Raw genomic sequence first — 21963 nt, forward strand, 5'->3', positions numbered from 1 at the left:
GATGGGCTACGAGGTCGAGGGCTGGCACGACCTGTTCGTCGCCTCGGCCGGCGCCGCCGCGGCGCTGGCCGGCTTGGTCTTCGTCGCCGTCTCGATCAACGTCGAGCACATCCTCAAGTACTCCTGGCTGCCGGCCCGTGCCTTCCGCACGGTGATGCTGCTGATCGCCATCCTGGTCGTGGCCACCTTCGGCCTGGTCCCGCAGTCCACCGACGCACTGGGCATCGAGCTGCTGGTCATGGGCCTCGTGACCTGCATCGGGCTGACCACCATGTGGGCCAGGAACCGGCCCGATCCGACCACCACCCACCACAACAGCGTCGTCGAGCTGATGCCGTCGATCCTGGGCACGCTCCCCTACGCGATCGGCGGCATCACGCTCCTGGCCGGATCCGGCGGCGGCCTCTACTGGGTCCTGGCCGGCATCGTCGCGGCCACACTCGGCGCCGTGCTCAACGCGTGGGTGCTGCTGGTGGAGATCCTGCGCTGACCAAGAGGACGCGCACATCAGCCCACGACGTGGATGCTGCGGAGAAGTTGCGTGGCGCGTCGACATCACGCCCACGACGTCGTCTCAACTTGCCCTGGCGGGCGCCGATGCGGTACACCACCGGGCGTGCGTCGTTGGCTCGTCCTGGCCGCAGCGATCGTCGCCTCCGCGGGGGTGGCCGCCGTCGCGGACGCGGTCGTCCCGGTGACCCCGACGGTCACCGCCTCGCCCGCGGTCATCAAGCTCGGCTCGCCGACGCTGATCACGGGCGACTCGTGGCCAGTCAACGAGTTCTGCCAGCGGACGATCAAGCTGAAGCTGCGCTCGGCCCAGAACGCCGCGCCGATCGGCACCGTGCGAGTGCGCGACGGCGGCGGCTTCTCGCGCGGGTGGACGCCTCAGGCCGACAAGGTCGGTGCGGGCACGTGGAAGCTGGTGGCCCGCATGCGCTGCGAGAGCGGCAAGGACGGCTCGGCGATCTGGATCGTCAAGTCGACGACGGTGCGGCTGGCCGACTGAGCTTGACGGCGTCGAACTGCGCGTCGGTCGGCGCCGGATGCTCCAGCGGGTGCGCGCCCTCGGTGCGCAGCCCGTCGATGACGATGCCCAGGTAGCGCTTCCACAGCTGGGGCGCGACGCCGCCGAGCGCCTCGCCGGCCTGGCGCACGGCGGTCTCCAGCAGCAGGATATCCTCGGGCTCGACGTCGGCGCGGATCGCGCCGGCGGCCTGGGCCCGGCGCAGCAGTTGGCCGACCACGCCGACGACCTCGCGGCGCAGCGCGCGCTCGTCCTCGGCGGGGAGCGCGTTGGTCTCGCAGATCAGGCGGTAGATCTCCTGGTCGACGGCCTTGCTCTCGGCGGCCGCGGCCATGAAGTCGCTCAGGCCCTCGACGGGATCCTCGGCCTCCAGGCGCTCCTGCGCCAGGGCGGTCAGCGCGGCCATGCGCTCGCGCATGACCTCCGCCATCAGGTGCTCCTTGGTGGGGAAGTGGCGGAACACCGTGCCCTGGCCCACGCCGGCCCGCTCGCGGATCTCGGAGATCGGCACCTCGACGCCCCGCTCGGCGAACAGCTCGGCGGCGGCATCGATCAGCCGCCGCCGGTTGCGTTCGGCGTCCGCGCGCAGGGTGGGGGTGCGGGACTCGGTGGCCATCGCACCCCCATCCTGCCAGGACCAGGGGTCGTCGGGGACGGTCAAACGACCATCCCCTCCATCGCGACCTCGCCGACGTTGGTCACGTGGCGCGGCCGCAGCAGCAGCACGACGAGCACCGCGCCGATGCCGAGCAGGATCGCGCTGCTGGCGAACGCGGCGTGGAACGCCCCCATCGGGGAGCTCGCACCGGCGGCGATCGCCGAGATCACGGCGAGGCCCAGCGCGCCGCCGACCTGCTGGGCGGTGTTGTAGACGCCCGACGCCAGCCCGGCCTCGGCCGAGGTGACGCCCGACGTGCCGAGCATCGTCAGCGCGACGAACGACAGGCCGATGCCGACCGACATCGGGATGAACGGCAGCAGCAGGTCCGTCGCGTAGGTGGCGTCGGCGGGCAGCGCGACGAGCCACAGCTCGCCGACGGCGGCCAGCGTCAGCCCGACGGCGGCCATCGCCCGCACGCCGATGCGGCGCACGACCTGCTGGGCGATCCCAGAGGCGACGATGATCCCGACGGTGATCGGCAGGAAGGCCAGGCCGGTGGCCAGCGGGCCGTAGCCCAGCGTGTCCTGCAGGTACAGCGAGCTGAAGAAGAAGAAGGCGTAGTTGCCCGACATCAGCAGCAGGATCACCAGGTCGCCGACCGCCAGCGAGCGCGTGCGGAAGACCGACAGGCGCACGAGCGGGGCGGCCGCGCGCTGCTCGATGGCCACGAAGGCCGCCAGCAGGCCCAGGCCCAGCGCGCCGAAGCCCAGCGTGGAGAGCGAGCCCCAGCCGTGCTCCCCGGCGGCGACGATCGCGTAGACCAGCGCGACCAGCCCGGCGGTCACGGTGACCGCGCCGGCGATGTCGATCGCGCCGCGCACGGTGACCGAGGCGGGGATGGTGCGCAGGCCGGCCACGACGACGGCCGCGCCCATGGGCACGTTGATCAGGAAGATCCACTCCCACGACAGCGCCTGCGTGAGCGCGCCGCCGATGATCAGGCCGAAGGCGGCGCCACCGGCGGACACGGCGGCCCAGGCCGACAGCGCGCGGGCGCGCTCGCTGGGTGAGGTGAACGAGGTGGTCAGCACCGCCAGCGCGGCGGGGGAGGCGAACGCCGCGCCCAGGCCCTGCAGCGCGCGACCGGCGATCAGCATCTCGGGGCTCTGCGCGACGACGTTGATCAGCGAGGCGACGGTGAACAGCGCGATGCCGCCGATGAACGTGCGCTTGTGGCCGAACAGGTCGGCGGCGCGCCCGCCCAGCAGCAGGAAGCCGCCGAAGGCGAGCGTGTAGGCGTTGACGATCCAGGCCAGGCCGCTCTCGGAGAAGCCGAGGCTGGTGCGGATGTCGGGCAGCGCGACGTTCACCACGGAGACGTCGAGCACGAGCATGAACTGCGCCAGGCAGGCGAGGATCAGCACCACCCAACGCCGGGCGGCGGGTGCAGCGGTGGTCATGGACTTCCTCCCGGAAGCGTGAGATGGACGGCGGATGCGGACCGCTTCGTCCGCTTGACTTGGAACTGTAGCGGACTCGACGGTCCGAATGGAAGTCCCTGGTCCGTTTACTCGCTCTGGAGGGCGCGCACCAGCCCCGGACGCCCGTCCACGCCGAGCTTGCGATACGCGTGCCCGAGGTGCGCCTCGACGGTGCGCACGGTCACGAACAGCTCTTGTGCGATCTCGCGGTTGGACCGGCCCGCGGCGGCCAGCCGGGCGATCCGCTGTTCGCTGGGCGTCAGCGCGCTGACGCCCGAGCGCAGCATCTTGCGCTGGCGCACGCCGGCCGCGGTCAGCTCGTCATGGGCCCGCGCGGCCAGCGGCTCGGCGCCGCAGCGGCGGGCCAGGTCCAGGCCGTCGCGCAGCGGCTCACGCGCCTCGGCCCGGCGCCCGGCTCGGCGCAGCGCCGCGCCCAGGTCGACCAGCACGTGGGCCCGCTCCAGCCGCGCGGGGTGGCCGTCCAGCAGCGTCGCGGCCTCGTCGAGCAGGCCGATCGCCTCCTGGCCGCCGCGCACGGCGGCCAGGGCGCGCAGGGCGACGGCCACCGGCCGCGGCGCGCCGAACGCGCGGGCCCGCCGCAGCTCCTCCAGGACCAGCCCTTCGGCCTCCTCGGGCCGGCCGAGCAGCAGGTGCACGCGCGCCGCCTCCGAGCGCCAGGGGAACGCCGACGGCGGGCGGACGTGCCAGTGCTCCTCCTGACGGCGACCGCAGGCCAGCAGGTCCTCGAGCGCCTCGGCGTGCCGGCCCTGGGCCATGCGCACGCGCCCGGCGGCGACGAGCAGGAAGTCGTAGGGCATGCCCGCCTTGGCCGGCCCGCTGTCGCGCCCGGCGGCGATCGCCTCCTCGGCGCCCTCCAGGTCGCCGCGCTCCAGCAGAGCCTGGGCCAGGAACGCGGCGGCCAGCGGCTTGCCGATCCCCAGCTCGGCGTCGGCGATCGCGTCGAGCGTCAGCTCGGCGTCGCTGATCGACTCGCCCAGCTCCCCACGCCACAGGCCGACCAGGCTGCGCCAGCAGTAGGCCATCGCGGCGCCGCGCAGCGACCCGCGCCGACGCGCCTCGGCCACCGCGTCGCTGAGCGTGTCGTAGGCGGCGTCCAGCGCTTCGGCGTAGATGAGCGTGTTGGCGGCCAGGTAGAAGGCGGGCACGTCGGGACCGAGCTCGGTCAGCAGCCGGCCGCCGTCCAGCGAGCGCAAGGCGATCGCCACGGCGTCCTCGGCCCGGCCGTCGCCCAACCCCGCCGAGAACGCCTCGATGGCCAGCCACAGCCGCTCGGCCGCCGTCCCCGGTGGCGCCGAGGCGGCGTCGAAGCGCCACGGCGTGCGCATCACCTCGCGGTAGGCCTGCGGATGGGCGAAGGCGGCGACCAGCAGCGCGCCCTGGATGGTCAGGCCCAGGTCGACCATCATCGGCGGCAGCTCGGCCAGCTCGCGCCCGAGCACGTCGGCGGCCTCGTCGGCCCGGCCGTCGAGCAGCAGCACCTGGCCCAGCTCGACCGCCGCCAGCAGCCGTTCGAAGGCGTTGGCCGACAGGTCGACGGCCTCGCGCAGGCGGGCGATCGCGCCGGGGCGGTCCGAGCATCGGCCCAGCGCGGCGCCCAGGGCCGTGGCCACGGCCGCGCGCTGGGTGGGCGGCGGCGGCTCGCGCCGGGCGCGCTCCAACAGGGTCGCGGCCACGTCGGGTGCGCCCTCGGCCGACGCGCGCGTGGCCGCGGCGCGCAGCTGGTCGACGACCCACGGATCGGCGGCCGGCTCGGTGGCCAGCAGGTGCGCGGCCACCGCCTCGACCGCGCCGCCGTCCTGGGCCAGCGCCCGCGCCGCGGTGCCGTGCAGCGCCGCGCGGCGGGCCAGCGGCAGGTCGTCGTAGATCGCGCGGCGGACGATCGGGTGGGCGAAGTCCAGCGGGCGCGTGTTGGCGAACAGGTCGGCGGCGGCGAGCAGATCGGCCAGCTCGGAGGCGCGCGCGCCGTCCAGACCGGCCAGCTCGGCGGCCTGGCGTGGGTCGGCCTGCGTGCCCAGGATCGCCACCGCGCGGGCCAGCTCGGCCGCCTCGGGCCCCAGACGGGCCAGGCGGGCCAGCGCCGCGCGCGAGATCGCCGCCGGCCCGAGCTCGCGCACGCGGCCGGCCCCGGCCGCGTCGGGCGTCGTCCGGTCGGCGGCCAGCGCGGCCAGCAGCTCACGCAGCAGGAACGGGTTGCCCGCGGTGGCCGCGTGGCAGGCCTCGACGAACCCCGCGTCGGGGTCGGCGCCCAGACGCGCGGCCACGAGCTCCCCGGTGGCCGTCGGGCTCAACGGCGCCGGACGCAGCACGACGGAGGCGTCCGCGGCCAGCGCGCCCAGCAGCTCGACCGGCGTGCTCGGCTCGGCCGGCCGGGCGGCGACGACCAGGGCGACGGGCAGGCCGTCCAGCCGCCGGGCCAGGTAGGCCAGCAGGCGCAGCGAGGGCGCGTCGGCCCAGTGGGCGTCGTCGACGAGCACGACGAGCGGCCGCTGGGCGGCCAGGTTGGCCACCAGCCAGTGCAGGCCGTGCAGCACGGCGAAGCTGGCGTCGCCGTCGGCGGTCGGGGTGGGCGCGTCGGCGGCGGGCAGGGCCACCCCGGCCAGCTCGGCGGCGCGGGCGGCGGGACCGGCCAGCAGCCGCGCCCGCTCCGGCTCGGTCATCCCGGCCAGCGCGGGCTCCAGCAGCTGGCGGACGACGCCGAAGGCGAAGTCGCGCTCCAGCTCGCCCGCGCGGGCCTGCAGGAGGGCCACGTCGGCCTGCGCGGCGATCTCCTCCCGCAGCGCGCCGAGCAGCTGCGTCTTGCCCAGGCCGGCCGGGGCCTGCACCAGCACCAGGCGGCCCCGTCCGGCGGAGGCGTCGGCCAGCGCGCCCGCCAGCACGTCGAGCTCCTGCCCCCGCTCCAGCAGCGTCGCCGCTCCGGTCGCCTCCATGCGAGGTCGATTCTCTGCCATCCGGTGGCTCGCGGGCAAGCGCGTCGACGAGATGTTGTGGTCGATGTTGTGGTCGGGCCCCGTTGCGCCCGGGGGCCCGAGCCGCAGAGCATGGCCGCCATGGAACACCTGGTGATCCTGCGGTTGGACGTGGCGTCCGACCCGATCAGCGGCACGGTCTCCGACGACGGCGCGATCCCGGCCCCCTTCACGGGGTACGTCGAGCTGATCGCGGCACTGGAGCGCGTGCGCAACATGGACCTCGATGCCGGGCTGCCGCCCGCGGAGGCCGTGTGAGGGCGGTCGTCGTCCTGGGCCTGCTCGGCCTGCTGCTGGTGGTTCCGGACGCGCAGGCGCGGTCCGCGGGCTGCTCCGGGCGGGCGGTGGCGGCGGTCGAGCCGGAGGTCGCGTCGCATCCGCGCAATCGGGTCGAGGAGGCGGCGACGCCGCGGCATCTGGCCTGCCTGTCGCGTACGTCGTTCACGTTGGCGCCGGGGCGGCGGCTGGATCCGGTGCGCGAGCGGCTGGTGTTGCAGGTCGGCGATCGGCTGCGGGTCGTGCGTGGGCTGCGGCAGCTGGGGCCGCGCCGCTGGGCCTTCCGCGGGCCGGCGACCGGTGCGTTCGCCGTGCGGGTGGGGGATGACTGGGGGGCGCTCGACGCGCGCGGGCGGCGGGTCGTGCCCGAGCCGGTGGCCGACACGACGCGCGCGGCGGTGGGGACGATCGGTCCCGGCGGCGGCTCGGTGCGCGCGACCGATGCGGCGGGGGTGGTGGCGACGCTGCAGGTGCCGGCGGGTGCGCTGAAGCGGGCGACGACGATCCGTGTGGTGCCGCTGGCCGGACCGGCGGTCCCCGGTGGCGGGCTGTCGCAGGCGGGGTTGCGCTTCGAGCCGGCCGGGCTGGTGTTCGCGCACCCGGCGCTGTTGACGCTCGACTACACAGGCACGGCGCATCGCGTGTCGGCCCAGGAGCGAATCTCGCTGGTCACCTCGCCCCTGAGCGCGTTGGCCCTGCCGGGCTCGGCCGATCCGGCCGCGCAGACGGTGACCGGCGTCATGGCCCACTTCTCGACCACGGTCGGCGGTGTGACCGCGGCGCAGCTCAGCGACCTGACGGCGTGGGCGGACCCGATCCTGCGCGCCGGCTCGCGGCCGACGCTGAGCGAGCTGGTGTCCCTGGCGGCGTTGATGGCCGAGCAGCAGCGCGTCGGCTGCACGCGCGGTTGCGTCGATGCGGCGACGTTGGCCGTGCGCACCGAGGCCGCCCTGGGCTCCCTGGTGCGGGAATCCTGCGGTCTGGACATCGTCGATCCCTCCGACGGGGCGATGGAGCGGTGGCTGGCGCTGGCCACCCTGGCCCAGTCGGTCGACGTCGACAGCGACGAGGCGCGCCTGTGCGCGGTGCGGATCCTCGAGTCGCTCGTCGCGCAGGCCGATGACTTCGACCGCCTGATCGCGCTCGCCGCCCGCGCGCAACGCCTGGGCGAGGACGCCGTGCAGGACCTGGCGCTGACCCGGGCCGCGGCCGACCTGCGCGCGCGGCTGGCCGAGCAGCGCGCGCTGTGCGCCCTGGACGCCGGCCATGCGCGTACGCGCATGGAGGAGACGCGCGGGCTCGCCCGTCTCGTGGCCAGCGCCGCTCCGACGCTCGGCGACGACATCGCGGCGGCGATCGCCGGGTGCGTGACGCGGCCACCGGTCCGCGAGGCCTCCAGCGAGCCCGAGCCGGACGCGCCCGCCGCGCCGGTGGTCCCGCCCGTCGTCGCCTGCGCGGACACGACCGACGCCACCCGCGACGCGCTGCGCGCGCTGGAGCTGGCCGGCCAGACCGGCTTGCACGGCTGCATCGCCGAGATCCTCGACGCCCAGATCGCCGCGGCCCGGGGCGGTGCGTCGGAGAGCGCGACCTTCGCTCGCCTGGATGCGCTGGGCGACTGGGCCCAGGCCAACGCCCAGCCCGAGCGCGCGACGGCGGCGCGCGACGCGCTGGCCTCGGCGTTGCGAGCGCTGCTGACCGCCGCCCAGACGACCTGCCACAGCGACCCGCTCGCCGGCCTGGACGACCTCAACACGGTGCTGGCCTGGGCGGGCGAGACCGACGATCCGACGCTGGCCGCCGCCACGATCGACGCCATCGCCGGTTGCGATGCGACGCCCGAGATCGCCGTCGTCGTGCTGGGCGACGACGCGGCGGAGACGCACTACACGCTGTGCAGCGCCACCGCGACGGACTACACGTACGCCTTCCTGCCCGGTGATCAGGCGCCGCCGGTCGAGCTCCACGCCCACAAGGACGAGCCCGGCGGCCGCAGCGCAGACATGACCTTGCGGATCACTCGTCCGTCCCCGCTGGAGATCGGGATCGGCGGGACCGGCCGCACGACGCACGACGGGGCGTACTCGGCCTTCGGCACCTGCCTCACCCTGATCCAGATCACGCCCACCGTCGACGGCGTGCTCACGCTCGACGCGCAACCGGCCAGCAGCGACCTGCTGCTGCTGTCGTCCAACCTGTACGACCTCGACGAGGAGGCGCACGCCTCGAGCGTGCTCGGCGAGGACCCCGACTTCCACCTCGAGATCAACGCCCGGGCCGGAGAGACCGCGTACGCCTACACGGTGTTCAACGTGGGCATCTCGAGCGTGCCCCAGCTGTTCTTCGCCGATGGCCGCTTCGCGACGATCACCTTCGCGCCGCGATGAGAGCCCTCGTCCTGTCCCTGATGCTCGCGGTGGCGCTGTCCGTGGTGCCCAGCGCGGACGCACGCGCCGCTGGCTGCCCGGGTCGCGCTGTGACGGCGGTCGATCCGGAGGTCGCGTCGCATCCGCGCAATCGGGTCGAGGATGCGGCGACGCCGCGGCATCTGGCCTGCCTGTCGCGTACGTCGTTCACGTTGGCGCCGGGGCGGCGGTTGGATCCGGTGCGGGAGCGGCTGGTGTTGCAGGTCGGCGATCGGCTGCGGGTGGTGCGTGGGCTGCGGCAGCTTGGGCCGCGCCGCTGGGCCTTCCGCGGGCCGGCGACCGGTGCGTTCGCCGTGCGGGTGGGGGATGACTGGGGTGCGTTGGACGCGCGTGGGCGGCGGGTCGTGCCCGAGCCGGTGGCGGACACCGCGCGCGCGGCGGCGGGGACGATCGGCCCCGGCGGCGGCTCGGTGCGGGCGACCGATGCGGCGGGGGTGGTGGCGACGCTGCAGGTGCCGGCGGGTGCGCTGAAGCGGGCGACGACGATTCGCGTGGTGCCGCTGGCCGGACCGGCGGTGCCGGGTGGCGGGCTGTCGCAGGCGGGGTTGCGCTTCGAGCCGGCCGGGCTGGTGTTCGCGCACCCGGCCCTGTTGACGCTCGACTACAGCGGCACCGGGCATCGCGTGTCGGCGCGGGAGCGGATCTCGCTGGTCACCTCGCCCCTGAGCGCGTTGGCCCTGCCGGGCTCGGCCGATCCGGCCGCGCGGACGGTGACCGGCGTCATGGCCCACTTCTCGACCACGGTGGGCGGCGTCACCGCCGCGCAGCTCAGCGACCTGACGGCCTGGGCCGACCCGATCCTGCGCGCCGGAGCCCGGCCCACCCTGAGCGAGCTCGTCTCGGCCGCGGCGCTGATGGCCGAGCAGCAGCGCACGGGCTGCGTGCGCACCTGCATCGATGCCGCCACGCTGGCCGCCAGGACCGAGGCCTCGCTGAACGGCCTCACCCGTGAGTGCGGGCTGGACATCGCCGATCCGTCCGATGGGGCGATGGAACGCTGGCTGGCCCTGGCCGCGCTGGCCCAGTCGCTGAACGTCGACAGCGGCGACCCGCAGCTGTGCGCCGTGCGGATCCTGGAGGCGCTCGTCGCGCAGGCCGACGAGCTCGACCGGCTCGTCGCGCTGGCCGCGCGCGCCCAGCGCCTGGGGGAGGACGCCACCCAGGACGTCGCGCTGCGCAAGGTAGCCGCGCTCCTGCGCGAGCAGCTGGGCGAGCAGCGGTCGCTGTGCGGCCTCGATCCCGACCACGCGCGCGACCGCATGGCCGACACGCTGGAGCAGGCGACGCTCGTGGCCGGGGTCGACGCCGGGCTGGCCGCGGACGTCCGCGCGGCGATGGCCGCGTGTGCGCGCCCGTCCTCGGAGGCGTCGACGTCGGACACGGCCACTGCGCCCACGCCGCCGCCGCTCCCGGCCTGCGCCGGCGACAGCGACGCGGCCCGCGACGCCTGGCGCGCCCTCGAGCTGGCCGGCAACGCCAGCGCGCACGCGTGCGTGCGCCTGATCCTCGACGCGCAGATCGCAGCGGCGAAGGCGACCGCGCAGGCCAACCGTGACAGCGCGGCGTTCGGGCGCCTGGCCGCGCTGGCCGACTGGGCGCAGGCCAACGACCAACCGGCGGCCGGCCTGACCGCGCGCCAGGGACTGGGGCTCGCCCTGCGCGCCCTCCTGGAGACCGCGCGGGCCGCCTGCGCCACGGATCCGCCGGCCGGCAGCGCCGGGCTGACGACCGTGCTGGCCTGGGCGCCCGCGGCCGCGGCCGCCGATCCTGCGCTGTCGGCGGACGCGGTCGCCGCGCTGGCCGACTGCGGCTCGACCGCGCTGGCCGTGGTGATGGAGCGCTTCGACGGCTGGTACCCCGAGGGCAACTACTGCCGCGTGGCCAACGCCGAGCTCGACGACTGGGAGGACGACGGGCTGGCGGCCGACAGCAGCGACTTCCCCCGGACCTTCGCGGCGGACAAGGCGCTCGCGCACGGCCAGTCCGCGAGCATCGAGATGCGCCTGGCCCGGCCCACGCCGACCACCGTCACCGTCGACACCACCGCGGCGACGACGCCGAACGCCGCCACCGGCGGCAGTCCCTTCGGCGAGTGCACGACCACGCTCCAGCTGACCGCCACCCAGCCGGGCACGTTCGCCATCGACGCCGGAGCGGCCGAGCCGCAGCTGTGGTACCTGTTCTTCGAGCTGTTCGACGCCGAGGAGACCTGGGGCCAGACGTACGGCACCGCCGGCGCCACCGGCGACGGCGTGCGGCACATCGAGCTGGACGCTCCGGCCGGCGAGACGATCCACGCCCGCGTGATCCTGGTCAACCTCGACGAGGACGCGGCGGCCGTGGCCGCGGGCCGCGCGGCCACGATCAGCTTCACCGCCGACTGACCGGGCTCACTCGAACGGGTCCAGGTTCTCGCGGCGGATCAGCGCGAACGCGGCGTCGGCCAGCTGCTTGTTGCCCAGGCGCGTCAGGTGCGTGCCCAGGTCGTGGCTGTTGAACCACGGGTTCTTGCCGGCGTCGACCCAGCCGCTGCCGTTGAAGAACTGCGCGCCCAGCCCGCAGAAGCGGTTGGCGTAGGTGCTCAGCGCCATGTCGCTCTGGACGATGTCGGCCAGCACCGACGAGCCGTTGGCCTGGAACTCGTTGCCGTTGCGCCGGCACTTGACGGGACCGTCGTTGGAGGCCTGGCCGCTGGGCACGTCGACCGGCGCCACGACGTGCAGTCGCTGGCCGGCCTTCGGGTTGGCCGCGCGCACTTGGTCGACGGCGTCGTCGATCGCCTCGCGCATCGCGCGGGCCATCACGCGCACCTCGCCGAAGGAGTAGTCGTTCAGCGGCAGGTAGACCATCGTGAACATGTAGTTCGAGATGACCACCTCGTTGCTGGGCGCCTTCAGCAGCTGCTCGTAGAAGTCGACCAGGCGCGCGGTCAGGTGGTACTTGCTCTGGAACAGCCTGGCCGCGCACGCATACAGCGCGTCCGTGCCCTTCTTGCGGTCATCGGCGCAGTCGTCCAGCGTGCCGATCACGTCGCCCAGGATCGGGTTGCCGCCCATCGTGACCAGCGTGATGTCGGGATCCAGCGCGATCGTCTGCTTCATCAGGTCATGCAGCTGGCCGCCGGGCAGGAAGTCCTTGGGCTCGGCGCCCGACACGCCGAAGTTGCGGAAGCGGACCGCCTCCTTGTCGGGGATGCCGATGTCGTGCATGACCTGCGCCGGCCAGGCGATGTTGTTGGACAGCCCGTAGTCCCAGGCGAACTTCACCGGGACCGTGGCGATCGCGGGCAGGTCCGAGTTGGACGAGCAACGGTCGTTGAGGACGCCGCTGCCCGGCTTGCAGGCCAGCAGCTCCAGCGGGGCGAACGCGTCGCCGTTGGCGAAGTAGCCGAAGCCGGCCGTCCACGAGTCGCCGATGCCCACCACGGTCACCTTGCGGGCCTCCAGGGCGATCGGCAGCAGGCCGCCGAACCGCGCGTGGCCGTCGCCCGCCTGCAGGTCGAACTCGGCCGACGGCTCGGAGGGCCGCGCGACGTAGTCGAACTCGGCCGGACCGATCTGGGTCATCTTCGCGCCGGGATAGGACTTGGCGATCGACCACGTCGTGACGTCGTAGTCGGCGCACTCGATCGTCACGTGGAAGTGGCGGTTGGGCGCGTGCTCGGTGACGAGTCGATAGGGCGACTTGCCCTTGCCGAAGTCGCTGCAGTGGATCGTCAGGTCGACGATCGGCTTCTCGGCGGCGTGGGCGGCCGGGGCGATGGTGATGGCCAGCAGCGCGACGGCCAGGGCGAGGGTCAGACGCATCCGACGATCCTCGGCGATCGGCGCAGCCCGCGGGGTAGATCTACCACCCCAGTTTGGAAGTACCCTGCGAGCCAATGTCCGACGAAGCGCCACGGCTCTCTGCCCACACGATCCCGCCCCCCGAAGCGACCGAGCGCATGCGCGCGCAGGCGACGGCGTCCTACGAGGCGCGACCGGAAGAGGTCAACCGCGTGCTGCTGCTGTACTCGGGCGGCCTGGACACGAGCGTCATGCTCAAGTGGATCCAGGACGAGTACGACGCCGAGGTGGTGACGCTGACCGTCAACCTCGGTCAGCCGGGCGAGGACTACACGGCGGTCGAGGACAAGGCGAGGATGCTCGGCGCCGTGGAGACCTTCACGGTCGACGCGCGCGAGGAGTTCGCCCAGGAGTTCGTCCTCCCGGCGATCAAGGCCAACGCGATCTACGGGCTGCACTACCCGCTGTTCACCGCGCTGGGGCGGCCGCTGATCGCCAAGTTGGCCTGCGAGTACGCACGCAAGGCCGGCTGCGACACGATCGCCCACGGCTGCACCGGCAAGGGCAACGACCAGGTGCGCATCGAGGCGACGATCGCCACGCTGGCGCCCGAGCTGAAGATCATCGCTCCCGTCCGCTCGTGGGCGATGGGCCGCGACGAGGAGATCGCCTACGCCCGTGAGCACGGGATCCCGGTCAAGGGCGGCACCGAGGCGGCGCCGTACTCGATCGACGACAACCTGTGGGGTCGCTCGAGCGAGGGCAAGTGGATCGAGGACCTCTCGCACGCGCCCGAGGACGACGTCTTCCAGCTGGTCACCCGGCCCGAGCTGGCCCCCGACGAGCCGGAGATCGTCCAGATCGGGTTCGAGGCCGGCGTGCCGGTCGCGATCGACGGCGAGCGTCTCGGCCTCGTCGAGCTGCTCGATCGCGCCGCCCAGCTGGGCATGAAGCACGGCGTCGGCATCGTCGACCACATCGAGGACCGCATCGTCGGCCTGAAGGTGCGCGACATCTACGAGGTGCCGGCCGCGGAGATCATCCTCACCGCGCACGCCGAGCTGGAGAAGCTGATCGGCACGATCCATCAGAACCAGTTCAAGCCGCAGCTGGACCGCCAGTGGGCCTACCTCGTCTACGCCGGGCTGTGGTGGGAGCCGCTGCGCACCGACCTGGACGCCTACATGGAGTCGGTCAACGCGCGCGTCACCGGCGTCATCGGGCTGAAGCTCTACAAGGGCTCGGTGCGCGTCGTCACGCGCGAGTCGCCCAACGCGGTCTACGACGCGCAGCTGGCCACGTTCGCCGAGTCGGGCGGGCTGTTCTCCCAGCAGGCATCGCCGGGTTTCATCGAGATCTGGTCCCTGCAGTCGCGCCTGGCCTGGCGACTGAGAAACGAATCGGCGGGGGAGTAAGCGACCGTGTTCTACAAGCTCCTGGGCCTGCTCACGTGGAAGGCCATCAAGTACTACGTGCACCACAACGTGCCCACGAAGAAGCTCGCCGCGGGGGCGATCGTGGGCACGGTCGGCGTGATCGCCATCGGCGCCGCGCTGAAGGGTCACGAAGCTGACACCTAACCATCCGCGGACGGTCGTAGTCTGATGGCCTTGTGAGCCCCGCCGCCCCTGATGGATCGCCGATGGAATCCCCGTTCGATGTCGAGCGCGTCGAGTGGGTGCCGGGCACGGCGGCGGCGCTCGAGGTGCACGTCTACGGGCGCTGGCGCGACGCCGCCCCCGACGCGCCCGAGCTGATCGTCGTCGACGCCGGTGGCGAGCGGCTGACGTTCCCGCCCGCGGGCGCGACGGTCGACCCCGAGTCCGGTGTCTGGCACGCGAGCTTCGCGGTGCCGGTCGAGCTGCGTTCGCGCCTGGCGGCGAAGCTGGCGCTGAAGGCCGCAACCCGCGAGCTGGGGCTGCCGGCCGCGTCGCCCGGCCCGGCGGACGGGATCGCCGCACCCCCGCCGGCCACGGTCGTCGAGTCCAACGTGCTGGCCCAGCGCCGGGCCGCCCGCGAGGGCGCGGCCGACGAGGGCCTGGTCCGCCGGGCGCAGGCCGCCGAGGCCACGGTCTCGACGCTGGAGACGCAGCTGGACCATCTGGAGTCGCGCCTGCGCGAGACGCAGGCCGAGCGCGAACGGCTGGGCGCCCGCCTGCGCGCGGCCGAGCAGCGCGAGGAGGCCGAGCGGCGCGTGCGCGGCGAGGCCGAGGACGAGCGCGACGCGCTCAAGGGCGAGGTCGACCGCCAGGTGGCCGAGCTGCGCCTGCGGGCCCGCGCCGCCGAGGAGCACGCGCTGGCGCTGGGTGCCGAGATGGACGAGATTCGCCGCGAGGCGGCCGAGGCCCAGTACGCCGCGCAGTCCGCGCGGCTGGCCGCCGACCGCGCCGCGGGAGCGCCGGCCGGCGAGGCAGCGGCCCAGGCCGAGCTGGACCGGCTGACCGCCGAGACGGCCGTGCTGGCCCGGCGCCTGGAGAGCGAGCGCGCGCAGCGCACCACGGCCGAGACGCAGCTGGCGCAGCAGTCCGAGCGCGTGGCCGAGGTCGAGGCGACGGTGACGCTGCTGGAGCACGAGCTCGACCGCCGGGCGACCGTGCAGACGGCGGTCCAGGCGGAGATCGAGACGCTGCGCGAGGCGCTGGTCGCCGTGCGCACCCAGACCGAGGAGACGGCCAGCCGCGACAGCACCGCCCAGCGGACGCTGTCGGAGCTGCAGGCCACCGCGACCGGCCTGCGCGACCGGCTGACCACGCTGGAGGGCGCCGAGCGCGCGGCCCGCAACGAGCTGCGCACCGCCCAGGCCGAGCTGGCCACGCGGGCCCGGGACCTGGAGCGCGCGCGCATCGACGTCGAGCGCTCCCGGGCCGAGCTGGCCTCCGCGCACGCCGCCCAGGACTCGACCACCGCCGCTCTGCGCGAGGCCGAGCGCACCGTGGTCAGCGTGCGCGCCGAGGCCGCCGAGCTGCAGGCCAAGCTCGACGACGAGCGCCGGCGGCGCTTCGAGTCCGAGGGCATCCTGAAGGCCGAGATGGAGCGCGAGCGCGAGCGGTGGGGCGCGCAGATCGCCGAGGCCGAGGGCGAGATCCACGCGCGGATCGCCAGCGAGCGCCACGCCTTCGAGCAGCAGGCGGCCACGATCGAGACGGTCGTCGTGGCCTTGCGTCAGCGGCTCACGTCGGCGGGCGCCGAGCTCGAGGAGCGGCTGGCGGTCGAGCAGGCCCAGCGCGACGAGGCGCTGGCCGAGCGTGACGCCGCGCGGGCCGACACCGACCGGATCAAGCTCGAGGTCGCCGCCGACCTGGAGCACGCGGCCAACGAGCGCGAGGCGCTGCTGGCCAGCGTGGCCGCCGCCGAGACGCTGGTCGAGCAGGCGCGCGCGGAGCTGGAGGTCGCTCGCGCCGAGACCGCGGCGGCCCGCGGCGAGATCGAGCTGGCCCGCGGCGAGACGCAGGCGGCCCGGGACTCCGTCGACCAGCGCGTGCTGGAGATCGGCGCCGAGCTGGCCCAGCGGCTGGCCGAGGCCGAGAGCGAGCGCGACGAGCTGCAGGCGCGGTTGGCCGAGCGCGACGCCGAGATCGAGCGGCTGCTGTCCGCGGCCGAGGACTCGGCCGCCCGCAACGCCGTGATCGAGGCGCTGGTCGCCGACGTGCTCGGCACCGCCGGCTCCCTGCGCGACGACTTCGACGCGCAGCTGGCCGAGCTGGGCGATCGGGTCGAGGCCGAGCTGTCGTCGCTGCGCGCGCAGCTGGAGGAGGAGCGCACCGCCCGCTGGGTGGTCGAGCAGGAGCTGGCCGTCGAGCGCGCCCGGGGGAGCGAGGACGCCGCCCCGAGCATCCTCGACACGATGACGCGGACCGAGCTTGAGTCGGCCCGCAAGGAGCTGGCCGCCACGCAGGAGCAGCTGGCCGCCGAGCGCCGCGGCGCCGCGGCGAACGAGCAGCTGCGCCAGCAGGCCGCGCAGCTCGTGGCCAACCTCGAGGCCGCCGAAGCGCGGCTGAAGGTGCGCGAGCAGATCGTGGAGCCGGAGCCGGAACCCGAGCCGATCGCGGTGGAGCCCGAGGTCGAGGCCGAGCCCGAGCTGCCGGCCGTCGAGGCCGAAGCGCCAGTCGTCGAGGTGGAGGAGCCGCTGGCCGAGGTCCCGCCGCTCGAGGAGCCGGTGGTCGAGGACGAGCCGGCCGTGGAGGAGCCGCCGGTCGAGGAGCCCGCGCTCGAGGAGCCCGACGCCGACGAGCCACCCGTCGAGGCGGTGGCCGAGGTGGAGATCGAGCCCGAGATCGACGTCGAGGCCGAGCCCGAGGCCGAAGACGAACCCGAGGTCGAGCCCGAGATCGATCGCCCGTTCGGTCGCCCGCCGCCCCGCGCCGACCACGACCTGCTGCCGCCTGCCGGCGCGCGCCCGTGGGCCACCCGGTTCGTGCGCCCGTCCGAGCGCCCGCTGACCCCGTGGCTGGCGCCCGCCATCGCCGCGCTGGCCGAGCGCGACGACGCGCTCGCCGCCGAGCTGATCGTCGAGCTGCTGCCCGCGCAGGCGGGCATCGTCCGCGAGGGCGTGCAGTACATGCTGACGATCGAGGGCTTCGCGACCTACCGGATCACCGCCGACCGCGACCGCACGACGATCGAGCGTCATCTGACCCCCGCCGGCAGCGACGTCCACGTGAGCGGCACCCCCGCCGCGCTGGCGCCGTTCGTGGCCGGCGGCGTCCGCCGGCGCACGCCCGGCCTGAAGATCGAGGGCCGCAAGCGCCGGCTGCGCAAGCTGCTCAAGGCCCGCCGGGCGCCCATGGACCTGGCCCGACTGGCCGATCACGGCGTGCGCCCGTCGGCGCAGCTGACGCTGGCGGTGTTGGCCGCGGCGGTCGAGCCCACCTGGACCGAGGGCCATCACTTCAGCGTCGTCTACCAGCTGGGCGGCGGCGAGTCGCTCGAGGTCGAGGTCCGCGACGGCCAGCCGCTGACGGTCCAGACCGCGTCACGCGAGCGCGACGAGGCGCCCGCCGCGACGATCTCCCTGCGCGAGGACGCGCTGCTCTCGCTGCTGGCCCGCCTGCACTTCCCGCACGGCGCCGAGCGCGTGCTCGTGGCCGGCGATCGCCACGCGGTCGCCCTGCTGCACGGCTGGTTCGACCGCGCGCAGGGCCTGCCCAACCGCTGAGCGCGCTCAGCCGAGCGGACGCGCGATCCGGTAGAGGACGTGCCGGCTGAGGCGGTGCCCAGCGGCCACCAGCGGATGGTCGAAGTCCTCGGCGGGATCGCGGTGCATGCCGATCCGCCGCATGACGCGCTGGGAGGGCTCGTTGACCACGGCGGTGAACGAGACGATCTCGGCCGCGCCGACCGTGTCGAAGCCGTAGGCCAGCGACGCGCGCGCGGCCTCGGTCGCGTAGCCGGCACCCCAGGCCTCGGCGGCCAGGCGCCAGCCGATCTCCAGCGCCGGCGCGAAGGGCGCGTCGAACCCCACGTCGAGCAGCCCGGTGAACCCCAGGAACGCGCCGTCGGCCTGGCGCTCCAGCGCCCACAGGCCGTAGCCGTGGTCGTCGAAGGACGCCTCGATGCGCGCGATCAGCGCGTCGCTCTCGCTCGCGGTCAGCGGCCGCTCGAAGTGCTCCATGACGCGTGAATCGGCGTTCATCGCGGCGAATGGGGCGGCGTCCTCGGGGCGCCAGCGGCGCAGGAGCAGGCGGTCGGTGCGCAGTTCGGTCATGGCCCTCTCAGCGTATGCCCCAAATTGCGGCGCAGACCCCGGACGCCGTCCGATTCGGTGGGTACTGTGCCGGACCGATGAGCCCCTCGCCGGTCGCCCACCTGCACGTCCACTCCGAGTACTCGCTGCTCGACGGCGCGTGCAAGATCGACGCGCTCGCCGCCCGCGCCGCGGCCTTCGATCAGCCCGCCCTCGGCCTCACCGACCACGGCGTGATGAACGGCGCGGTCGAGCTCTACAAGGCGGCCAAGAAGCACGGCATCAAGCCGATCGTCGGCTGCGAGATCTACCTGGTCGACGACCACTCGCTGCGCGGCCAGCGCCAGGAGCGCAACCACCTGACGCTCGTGGCGGAGTCCGACGAGGGCTATCGCAACCTGGTCAAGCTCTCCAGCCTCGGCTTCCTGGAGGGCCTGTCGCGCGGCAAGCCGTCGGTCGACCTGGCCCAGGTCGAGCGCTACAGCAGCGGCATCATCGCGATGACCGGCTGCCTGGCCAGCCGCTTCTGCCAGCGGCTGATCAACGACCGCCCCGACGAGGCGCGCGCTCACGCCCAGGACCTGATCGACGTCTTCGGTGCGGACCAGGTGTTCTTCGAGGTCCAGAAGAACGGCATCGACGACCAGAACAAGGCCAACGAGGGCATCGTGCGGATCGCGCGCGAGCTCGGCCGGCCGCTGGTCGGCACCGCGGACGTGCACTACCTGCGCAAGGAGGACCACGCCCACCACACGGCGCTGCTCTGCGTGCAGACGAAGTCGACGCTGGCCGCGCCGAAGATGACCTTCGAGACGAACGAGTTCTACCTCAAGGACAACGAGGAGATGGCGGGCTCGTTCGCCGAGTGGCCGGAGGCGCTGCAGTCGACGATCGACATCGCCGAGCGCTGCAACGTCGAGATCGAGCTGGGCAAGCAGCTGATCCCGTCCTACCCGACGCCGGACGGCTCCGACGAGAAGGCCTACCTGCGGGCCCGGGTCGAGGAGGGGCTGCGCCTGCGCTACGGCGACCCGGTCCCGGCCGGGGCGCGCGAGCGGGCCGAGATGGAGCTCGGCGTGATCGACCGGATGGGCTTCAACGCCTACTTCCTGATCGTGTGGGACTTCGTCAACTACGCGAAGTCCAACGGCATCGCGGTGGGTCCCGGTCGTGGCTCGGCCGCCGGGTCGATCATCGCCTACTGCCTGGCCATCACCGACGTGGATCCGTTGCGCTACGACCTGCTGTTCGAGCGGTTCCTCAACCCCGAGCGCGTGTCGATGCCCGATATCGACATCGACTTCTCCGTGCGCGGGCGCGAGCGGGTGATGCGCTACGTGATCGAGAAGTACGGCCGCGAGTCGGTCGCGCAGATCGTCACCTTCGGCAAGATGTTCCCGCGCGCGGCCACGCGCGACGCCGCCCGCGTGCTGGGCCACGACTACGGCGCCGGCGACCGCCTGGCCAAGCTGATCCCGGACCCGATCATGGGTCGTCCGCCGAGCTTCGAGGACTGCCTGGCCCCCGGCGAGGAGCTGCGCAAGGCCTACGACGAGGACCCGGTCGCCCGGCAGATCGTCGACGTGGCCAAGGGCCTGGAGGGGATCGTGCGCAACTCGTCGATCCACGCCGCCGCGGTGGTGATCGCGGGCTTCCCGCTGACCGACATCGTCCCGCTGCAGCTGGCCGACGCCGGCACCACGGACGAGGACGGCAACCGCGAGTTCAAGATGGTCACGCAGTACTCGATGAAGCCCGTCGAGGAGCTCGGCCTGCTGAAGATGGACTTCCTGGGCCTGCGCAACCTCGACGTGATCGAGGACGCGCTGGACATCATCGAGCGCTCGACCGGCACCCGGCCGGACATGACGACGCTCCCGCTGGACGACGTGGCGACCTACGAGATGATGGCTCGCGGCGACTCGATCGGCGTGTTCCAGTTCGAGTCCGAGGGCATGCAGGAGGCGCTGAAGAAGGTGCGCCCGACCGAGTTCGACGACCTCGTCGCGCTCAACGCCCTGTACCGCCCGGGCGCGATGGATCAGATTCCCACCTACGCGCGCGGCAAGCGCGAGCCGGAGTCGATCGTCTTCCCCGACGAGCGCCTGCGCCCGATCCTCGAGCCGACCAAGGGCGTGATCCTCTACCAGGAGCAGGCCATGCAGATCTCCAAGGATCTGGCCGGCTTCAGCGGCGCGCAGGCCGACGACCTGCGCAAGGCGATCGGCAAGAAGAACCGCGAGGCGATGGCCAAGCTGGAGCCGATGTTCCGCGAGGGCTGCCGCGCGTCGGGCACCTCCGAGCAGGTCATCGACTGGCTGTGGACGACCAACGAGCGCTCGGCCGACTACTCGTTCAACAAGTCGCACGCCGCCTGCTACGGCCTGATCGCCTACCGCACCGCCTGGCTGAAGGCCACCTACCCGGCCGAGTACATGGCGGCCCTGATCTCCAGCGTGATGTCCACCAAGGACAAGGTCCCGTTCTTCGTCGCCCGGTGCGAGGAGATGGGCATCGAGATCCTGCCGCCCGACGTGAACCTGTCCGACCACGAGTTCACGGTCGTCGACGGGAACATCCGCTTCGGTCTGGACGCCGTCAAGGGCGTCGGCTACGCGGCGGTCGAGGCGATGAAGGAGGCCCGCGCCGAGGGTGGACCGTTCACCTCGCTGTGGGACTTCTGCGCCCGGGTCGACGCGCGCGCCGTCAACAAGAAGGCCATCGAGGCGCTGATCAAGTGCGGCGCGTTCGGCTCCACCGGCGCCTCCCGCAAGGGCATGCTGCTCGTGCTCGAGCAGGCCCAGGGCGCCGGCGCCAAGCAGCAGCAGGACGCGCTCACCGGCCAGGGCTCGATCTTCGACCTGGAGCCGGCCGACAACGCGGCCAACACGTTCGCGGCCCCGATGCACCCGCCGATCCCGTCGGAGGAGTTCGACCAGCACGAGTTCCTGGCCATCGAGAAGGAGGCCATCGGCCTGTTCATCTCGGCGCACCCCCTCAAGGAGGTGCGCGAGGCGCTGCGCGTGAAGGTCGACTGCCCGCTGGCCGACCTGGAGAAGCGCAAGGACCAGGACTGGGTGACCGTCGGCGGCATCGTCACGCAGTGCAAGAAGATCCGCACGAAGTCAGGCTCGACCATGATGTTCGCGACGCTCGACGACCTCGAGGGGACGGTCGAGATCGTCGTCTTCGAACGCGTGCTGGCCGAGCAGGAGGCCGCGCTGCAGGTCGACTCGATCGTGCTCGTGCGCGGCCGCGTCGACCACAAGGACGCCACCAAGACCGCGGTCATCGTGCAGTCGGCCGAGCCGTTCAACCCGACGCCCGACGAGGTCGAGAAGGCCCGCGAAGAGGTTCGGGCGATGGCCAAGCGCGCCGCGCCGACCGCGCTGCTCGTCCACCTGGACGCCGCGCTGGTGCCGATCAGCGTGATCGAGGAGCTGAAGTCGCTGCTGGCCACCTACCCCGGCGACAGCGAGGTCGTGCTGCAGGTGCAGACGTCCGCGGGGCTCCGCCGCCTGCGTCTGGGCGCCGAGTACAAGGTCGCGCCCACACCGGCGTTGCGCGCCGAGCTCGACCAGGTTCTGGGCGAAGCGCTGCTCGCCGCCTAGCGCTGTTTGACCACGCGCCAACTTGTTGCCCGGTCTACCGCAAAGCGGTTAGGCTCGCTCGCGCGACCTTCCACCTTTCCGCTGGA

General features: G+C 73.5%; 14 protein-coding genes. 9 read left to right on the forward strand and 5 right to left on the reverse strand.

Features of this window, described 5'->3' with window-relative positions:
* Position 1 precedes the first annotated feature (1 nt).
* Together ACZ5UI_RS05390 and ACZ5UI_RS05395 are read left to right on the forward strand one after the other, a co-directional pair.
* Positions 2-490 (forward strand): hypothetical protein, encoded by a 489-nt coding sequence (locus ACZ5UI_RS05390; protein WP_464195001.1) that lies wholly within the window; start codon positions 2-4, stop codon positions 488-490.
* A 126-nt stretch (positions 491-616) separates the two neighbouring features.
* Positions 617-1009 carry a hypothetical protein gene (locus tag ACZ5UI_RS05395; RefSeq protein WP_464195003.1) on the forward strand — a complete coding sequence of 131 codons (393 nt, stop codon included), beginning with the start codon at positions 617-619 and terminating at the stop codon, positions 1007-1009.
* Here the strand turns inward: ACZ5UI_RS05395 and ACZ5UI_RS05400 are convergent.
* From ACZ5UI_RS05400 to ACZ5UI_RS05410, 3 genes are all read right to left on the reverse strand, one after another.
* Complete coding sequence (locus ACZ5UI_RS05400) at positions 978-1643, reverse strand: TetR family transcriptional regulator (RefSeq protein WP_464195005.1); 666 nt, start codon at positions 1641-1643, stop codon at positions 978-980. The genes ACZ5UI_RS05395 and ACZ5UI_RS05400 overlap by 32 nt on opposite strands.
* A gap of 41 nt (positions 1644-1684) precedes the next feature.
* Positions 1685-3088 (reverse strand): MFS transporter, encoded by a 1404-nt coding sequence (locus tag ACZ5UI_RS05405; protein ID WP_464195007.1) that lies wholly within the window; start codon positions 3086-3088, stop codon positions 1685-1687.
* 107 nt (positions 3089-3195) lie between these two features.
* A complete protein-coding gene (locus ACZ5UI_RS05410; RefSeq protein WP_464195009.1) occupies positions 3196-6057 on the reverse strand; it encodes a helix-turn-helix transcriptional regulator in 2862 nt (953 codons plus the stop codon).
* Positions 6058-6177: 120 nt separating this feature from the next.
* On the opposite strand from ACZ5UI_RS05410, the gene ACZ5UI_RS05415 reads away from it, so the two are divergent.
* From ACZ5UI_RS05415 to ACZ5UI_RS05425, 3 genes are read left to right on the forward strand one after another with little or no spacing between them, the layout of a single operon-like run.
* The gene (locus ACZ5UI_RS05415; protein ID WP_464195011.1) at positions 6178-6354 is read left to right on the forward strand and encodes a hypothetical protein; all 177 of its coding nucleotides are present in this window, start codon (positions 6178-6180) and stop codon (positions 6352-6354) included.
* Positions 6351-8759 (forward strand): hypothetical protein, encoded by a 2409-nt coding sequence (locus ACZ5UI_RS05420; protein ID WP_464195013.1) that lies wholly within the window; start codon positions 6351-6353, stop codon positions 8757-8759. The genes ACZ5UI_RS05415 and ACZ5UI_RS05420 overlap by 4 nt, the downstream gene beginning before the upstream one ends.
* Entirely contained in the window at positions 8756-11182 is a 2427-nt protein-coding gene (locus ACZ5UI_RS05425) for a hypothetical protein (RefSeq protein ID WP_464195015.1), read from the forward strand. Before ACZ5UI_RS05420 ends, ACZ5UI_RS05425 begins: the two co-directional genes overlap by 4 nt.
* A gap of 6 nt (positions 11183-11188) precedes the next feature.
* Here ACZ5UI_RS05425 and ACZ5UI_RS05430 read toward each other — a convergent pair whose 3' ends face one another.
* Positions 11189-12604 carry an SGNH/GDSL hydrolase family protein gene (locus ACZ5UI_RS05430; RefSeq protein WP_464195017.1) on the reverse strand — a complete coding sequence of 472 codons (1416 nt, stop codon included), beginning with the start codon at positions 12602-12604 and terminating at the stop codon, positions 11189-11191.
* A 74-nt stretch (positions 12605-12678) separates the two neighbouring features.
* Here ACZ5UI_RS05430 and ACZ5UI_RS05435 point away from each other — a divergent pair, with 74 nt between their 5' ends.
* The 3 genes from ACZ5UI_RS05435 (at position 12679) to ACZ5UI_RS05445 (ending at position 17738) form a co-directional block, all read left to right on the forward strand.
* On the forward strand, positions 12679-13998 hold the full coding sequence (locus ACZ5UI_RS05435) for an argininosuccinate synthase (protein ID WP_464195019.1): 1320 nt from the start codon (positions 12679-12681) through the stop codon (positions 13996-13998).
* A gap of 6 nt (positions 13999-14004) precedes the next feature.
* Positions 14005-14163 (forward strand): hypothetical protein, encoded by a 159-nt coding sequence (locus ACZ5UI_RS05440; RefSeq protein WP_464195021.1) that lies wholly within the window; start codon positions 14005-14007, stop codon positions 14161-14163.
* A gap of 62 nt (positions 14164-14225) precedes the next feature.
* Positions 14226-17738: a coiled-coil domain-containing protein gene (locus ACZ5UI_RS05445; RefSeq protein WP_464195023.1), complete on the forward strand. Its 3513-nt coding sequence runs from the start codon at positions 14226-14228 to the stop codon at positions 17736-17738.
* Between the two features lie 6 nt (positions 17739-17744).
* Here the strand turns inward: ACZ5UI_RS05445 and ACZ5UI_RS05450 are convergent, their stop codons facing one another.
* A complete protein-coding gene (locus ACZ5UI_RS05450; RefSeq protein ID WP_464195025.1) occupies positions 17745-18287 on the reverse strand; it encodes a GNAT family N-acetyltransferase in 543 nt (180 codons plus the stop codon).
* Positions 18288-18364: 77 nt separating this feature from the next.
* On the opposite strand from ACZ5UI_RS05450, the gene dnaE reads away from it, so the two are divergent.
* The gene (gene dnaE, locus ACZ5UI_RS05455) at positions 18365-21877 is read left to right on the forward strand and encodes a DNA polymerase III subunit alpha (protein ID WP_464195027.1); all 3513 of its coding nucleotides are present in this window, start codon (positions 18365-18367) and stop codon (positions 21875-21877) included.
* Positions 21878-21963 lie beyond the last annotated feature (86 nt).

The organism is Conexibacter sp. JCM 18997 (assembly GCF_055391915.1).

Excerpts from the sequence above, each read along its gene's own strand:
- ACZ5UI_RS05400 (WP_464195005.1), bottom strand. The coding sequence starts at position 1,643 with ATGGCCACCGAGTCCCGCACCCCCACCCTGCGCGCGGACGCCGAACGC.
- ACZ5UI_RS05415 (WP_464195011.1), top strand. The coding sequence starts at position 6,178 with ATGGAACACCTGGTGATCCTGCGGTTGGACGTGGCGTCCGACCCGATC.
- ACZ5UI_RS05405 (WP_464195007.1), bottom strand. The coding sequence starts at position 3,088 with ATGACCACCGCTGCACCCGCCGCCCGGCGTTGGGTGGTGCTGATCCTC.
- ACZ5UI_RS05430 (WP_464195017.1), bottom strand. The coding sequence starts at position 12,604 with ATGCGTCTGACCCTCGCCCTGGCCGTCGCGCTGCTGGCCATCACCATC.
- ACZ5UI_RS05435 (WP_464195019.1), top strand. The coding sequence starts at position 12,679 with ATGTCCGACGAAGCGCCACGGCTCTCTGCCCACACGATCCCGCCCCCC.
- ACZ5UI_RS05410 (WP_464195009.1), bottom strand. The coding sequence starts at position 6,057 with ATGGAGGCGACCGGAGCGGCGACGCTGCTGGAGCGGGGGCAGGAGCTC.
- ACZ5UI_RS05450 (WP_464195025.1), bottom strand. The coding sequence starts at position 18,287 with ATGACCGAACTGCGCACCGACCGCCTGCTCCTGCGCCGCTGGCGCCCC.
- dnaE (WP_464195027.1), top strand. The coding sequence starts at position 18,365 with ATGAGCCCCTCGCCGGTCGCCCACCTGCACGTCCACTCCGAGTACTCG.
- ACZ5UI_RS05425 (WP_464195015.1), top strand. The coding sequence starts at position 8,756 with ATGAGAGCCCTCGTCCTGTCCCTGATGCTCGCGGTGGCGCTGTCCGTG.
- ACZ5UI_RS05445 (WP_464195023.1), top strand. The coding sequence starts at position 14,226 with ATGGAATCCCCGTTCGATGTCGAGCGCGTCGAGTGGGTGCCGGGCACG.
- ACZ5UI_RS05390 (WP_464195001.1), top strand. The coding sequence starts at position 2 with ATGGGCTACGAGGTCGAGGGCTGGCACGACCTGTTCGTCGCCTCGGCC.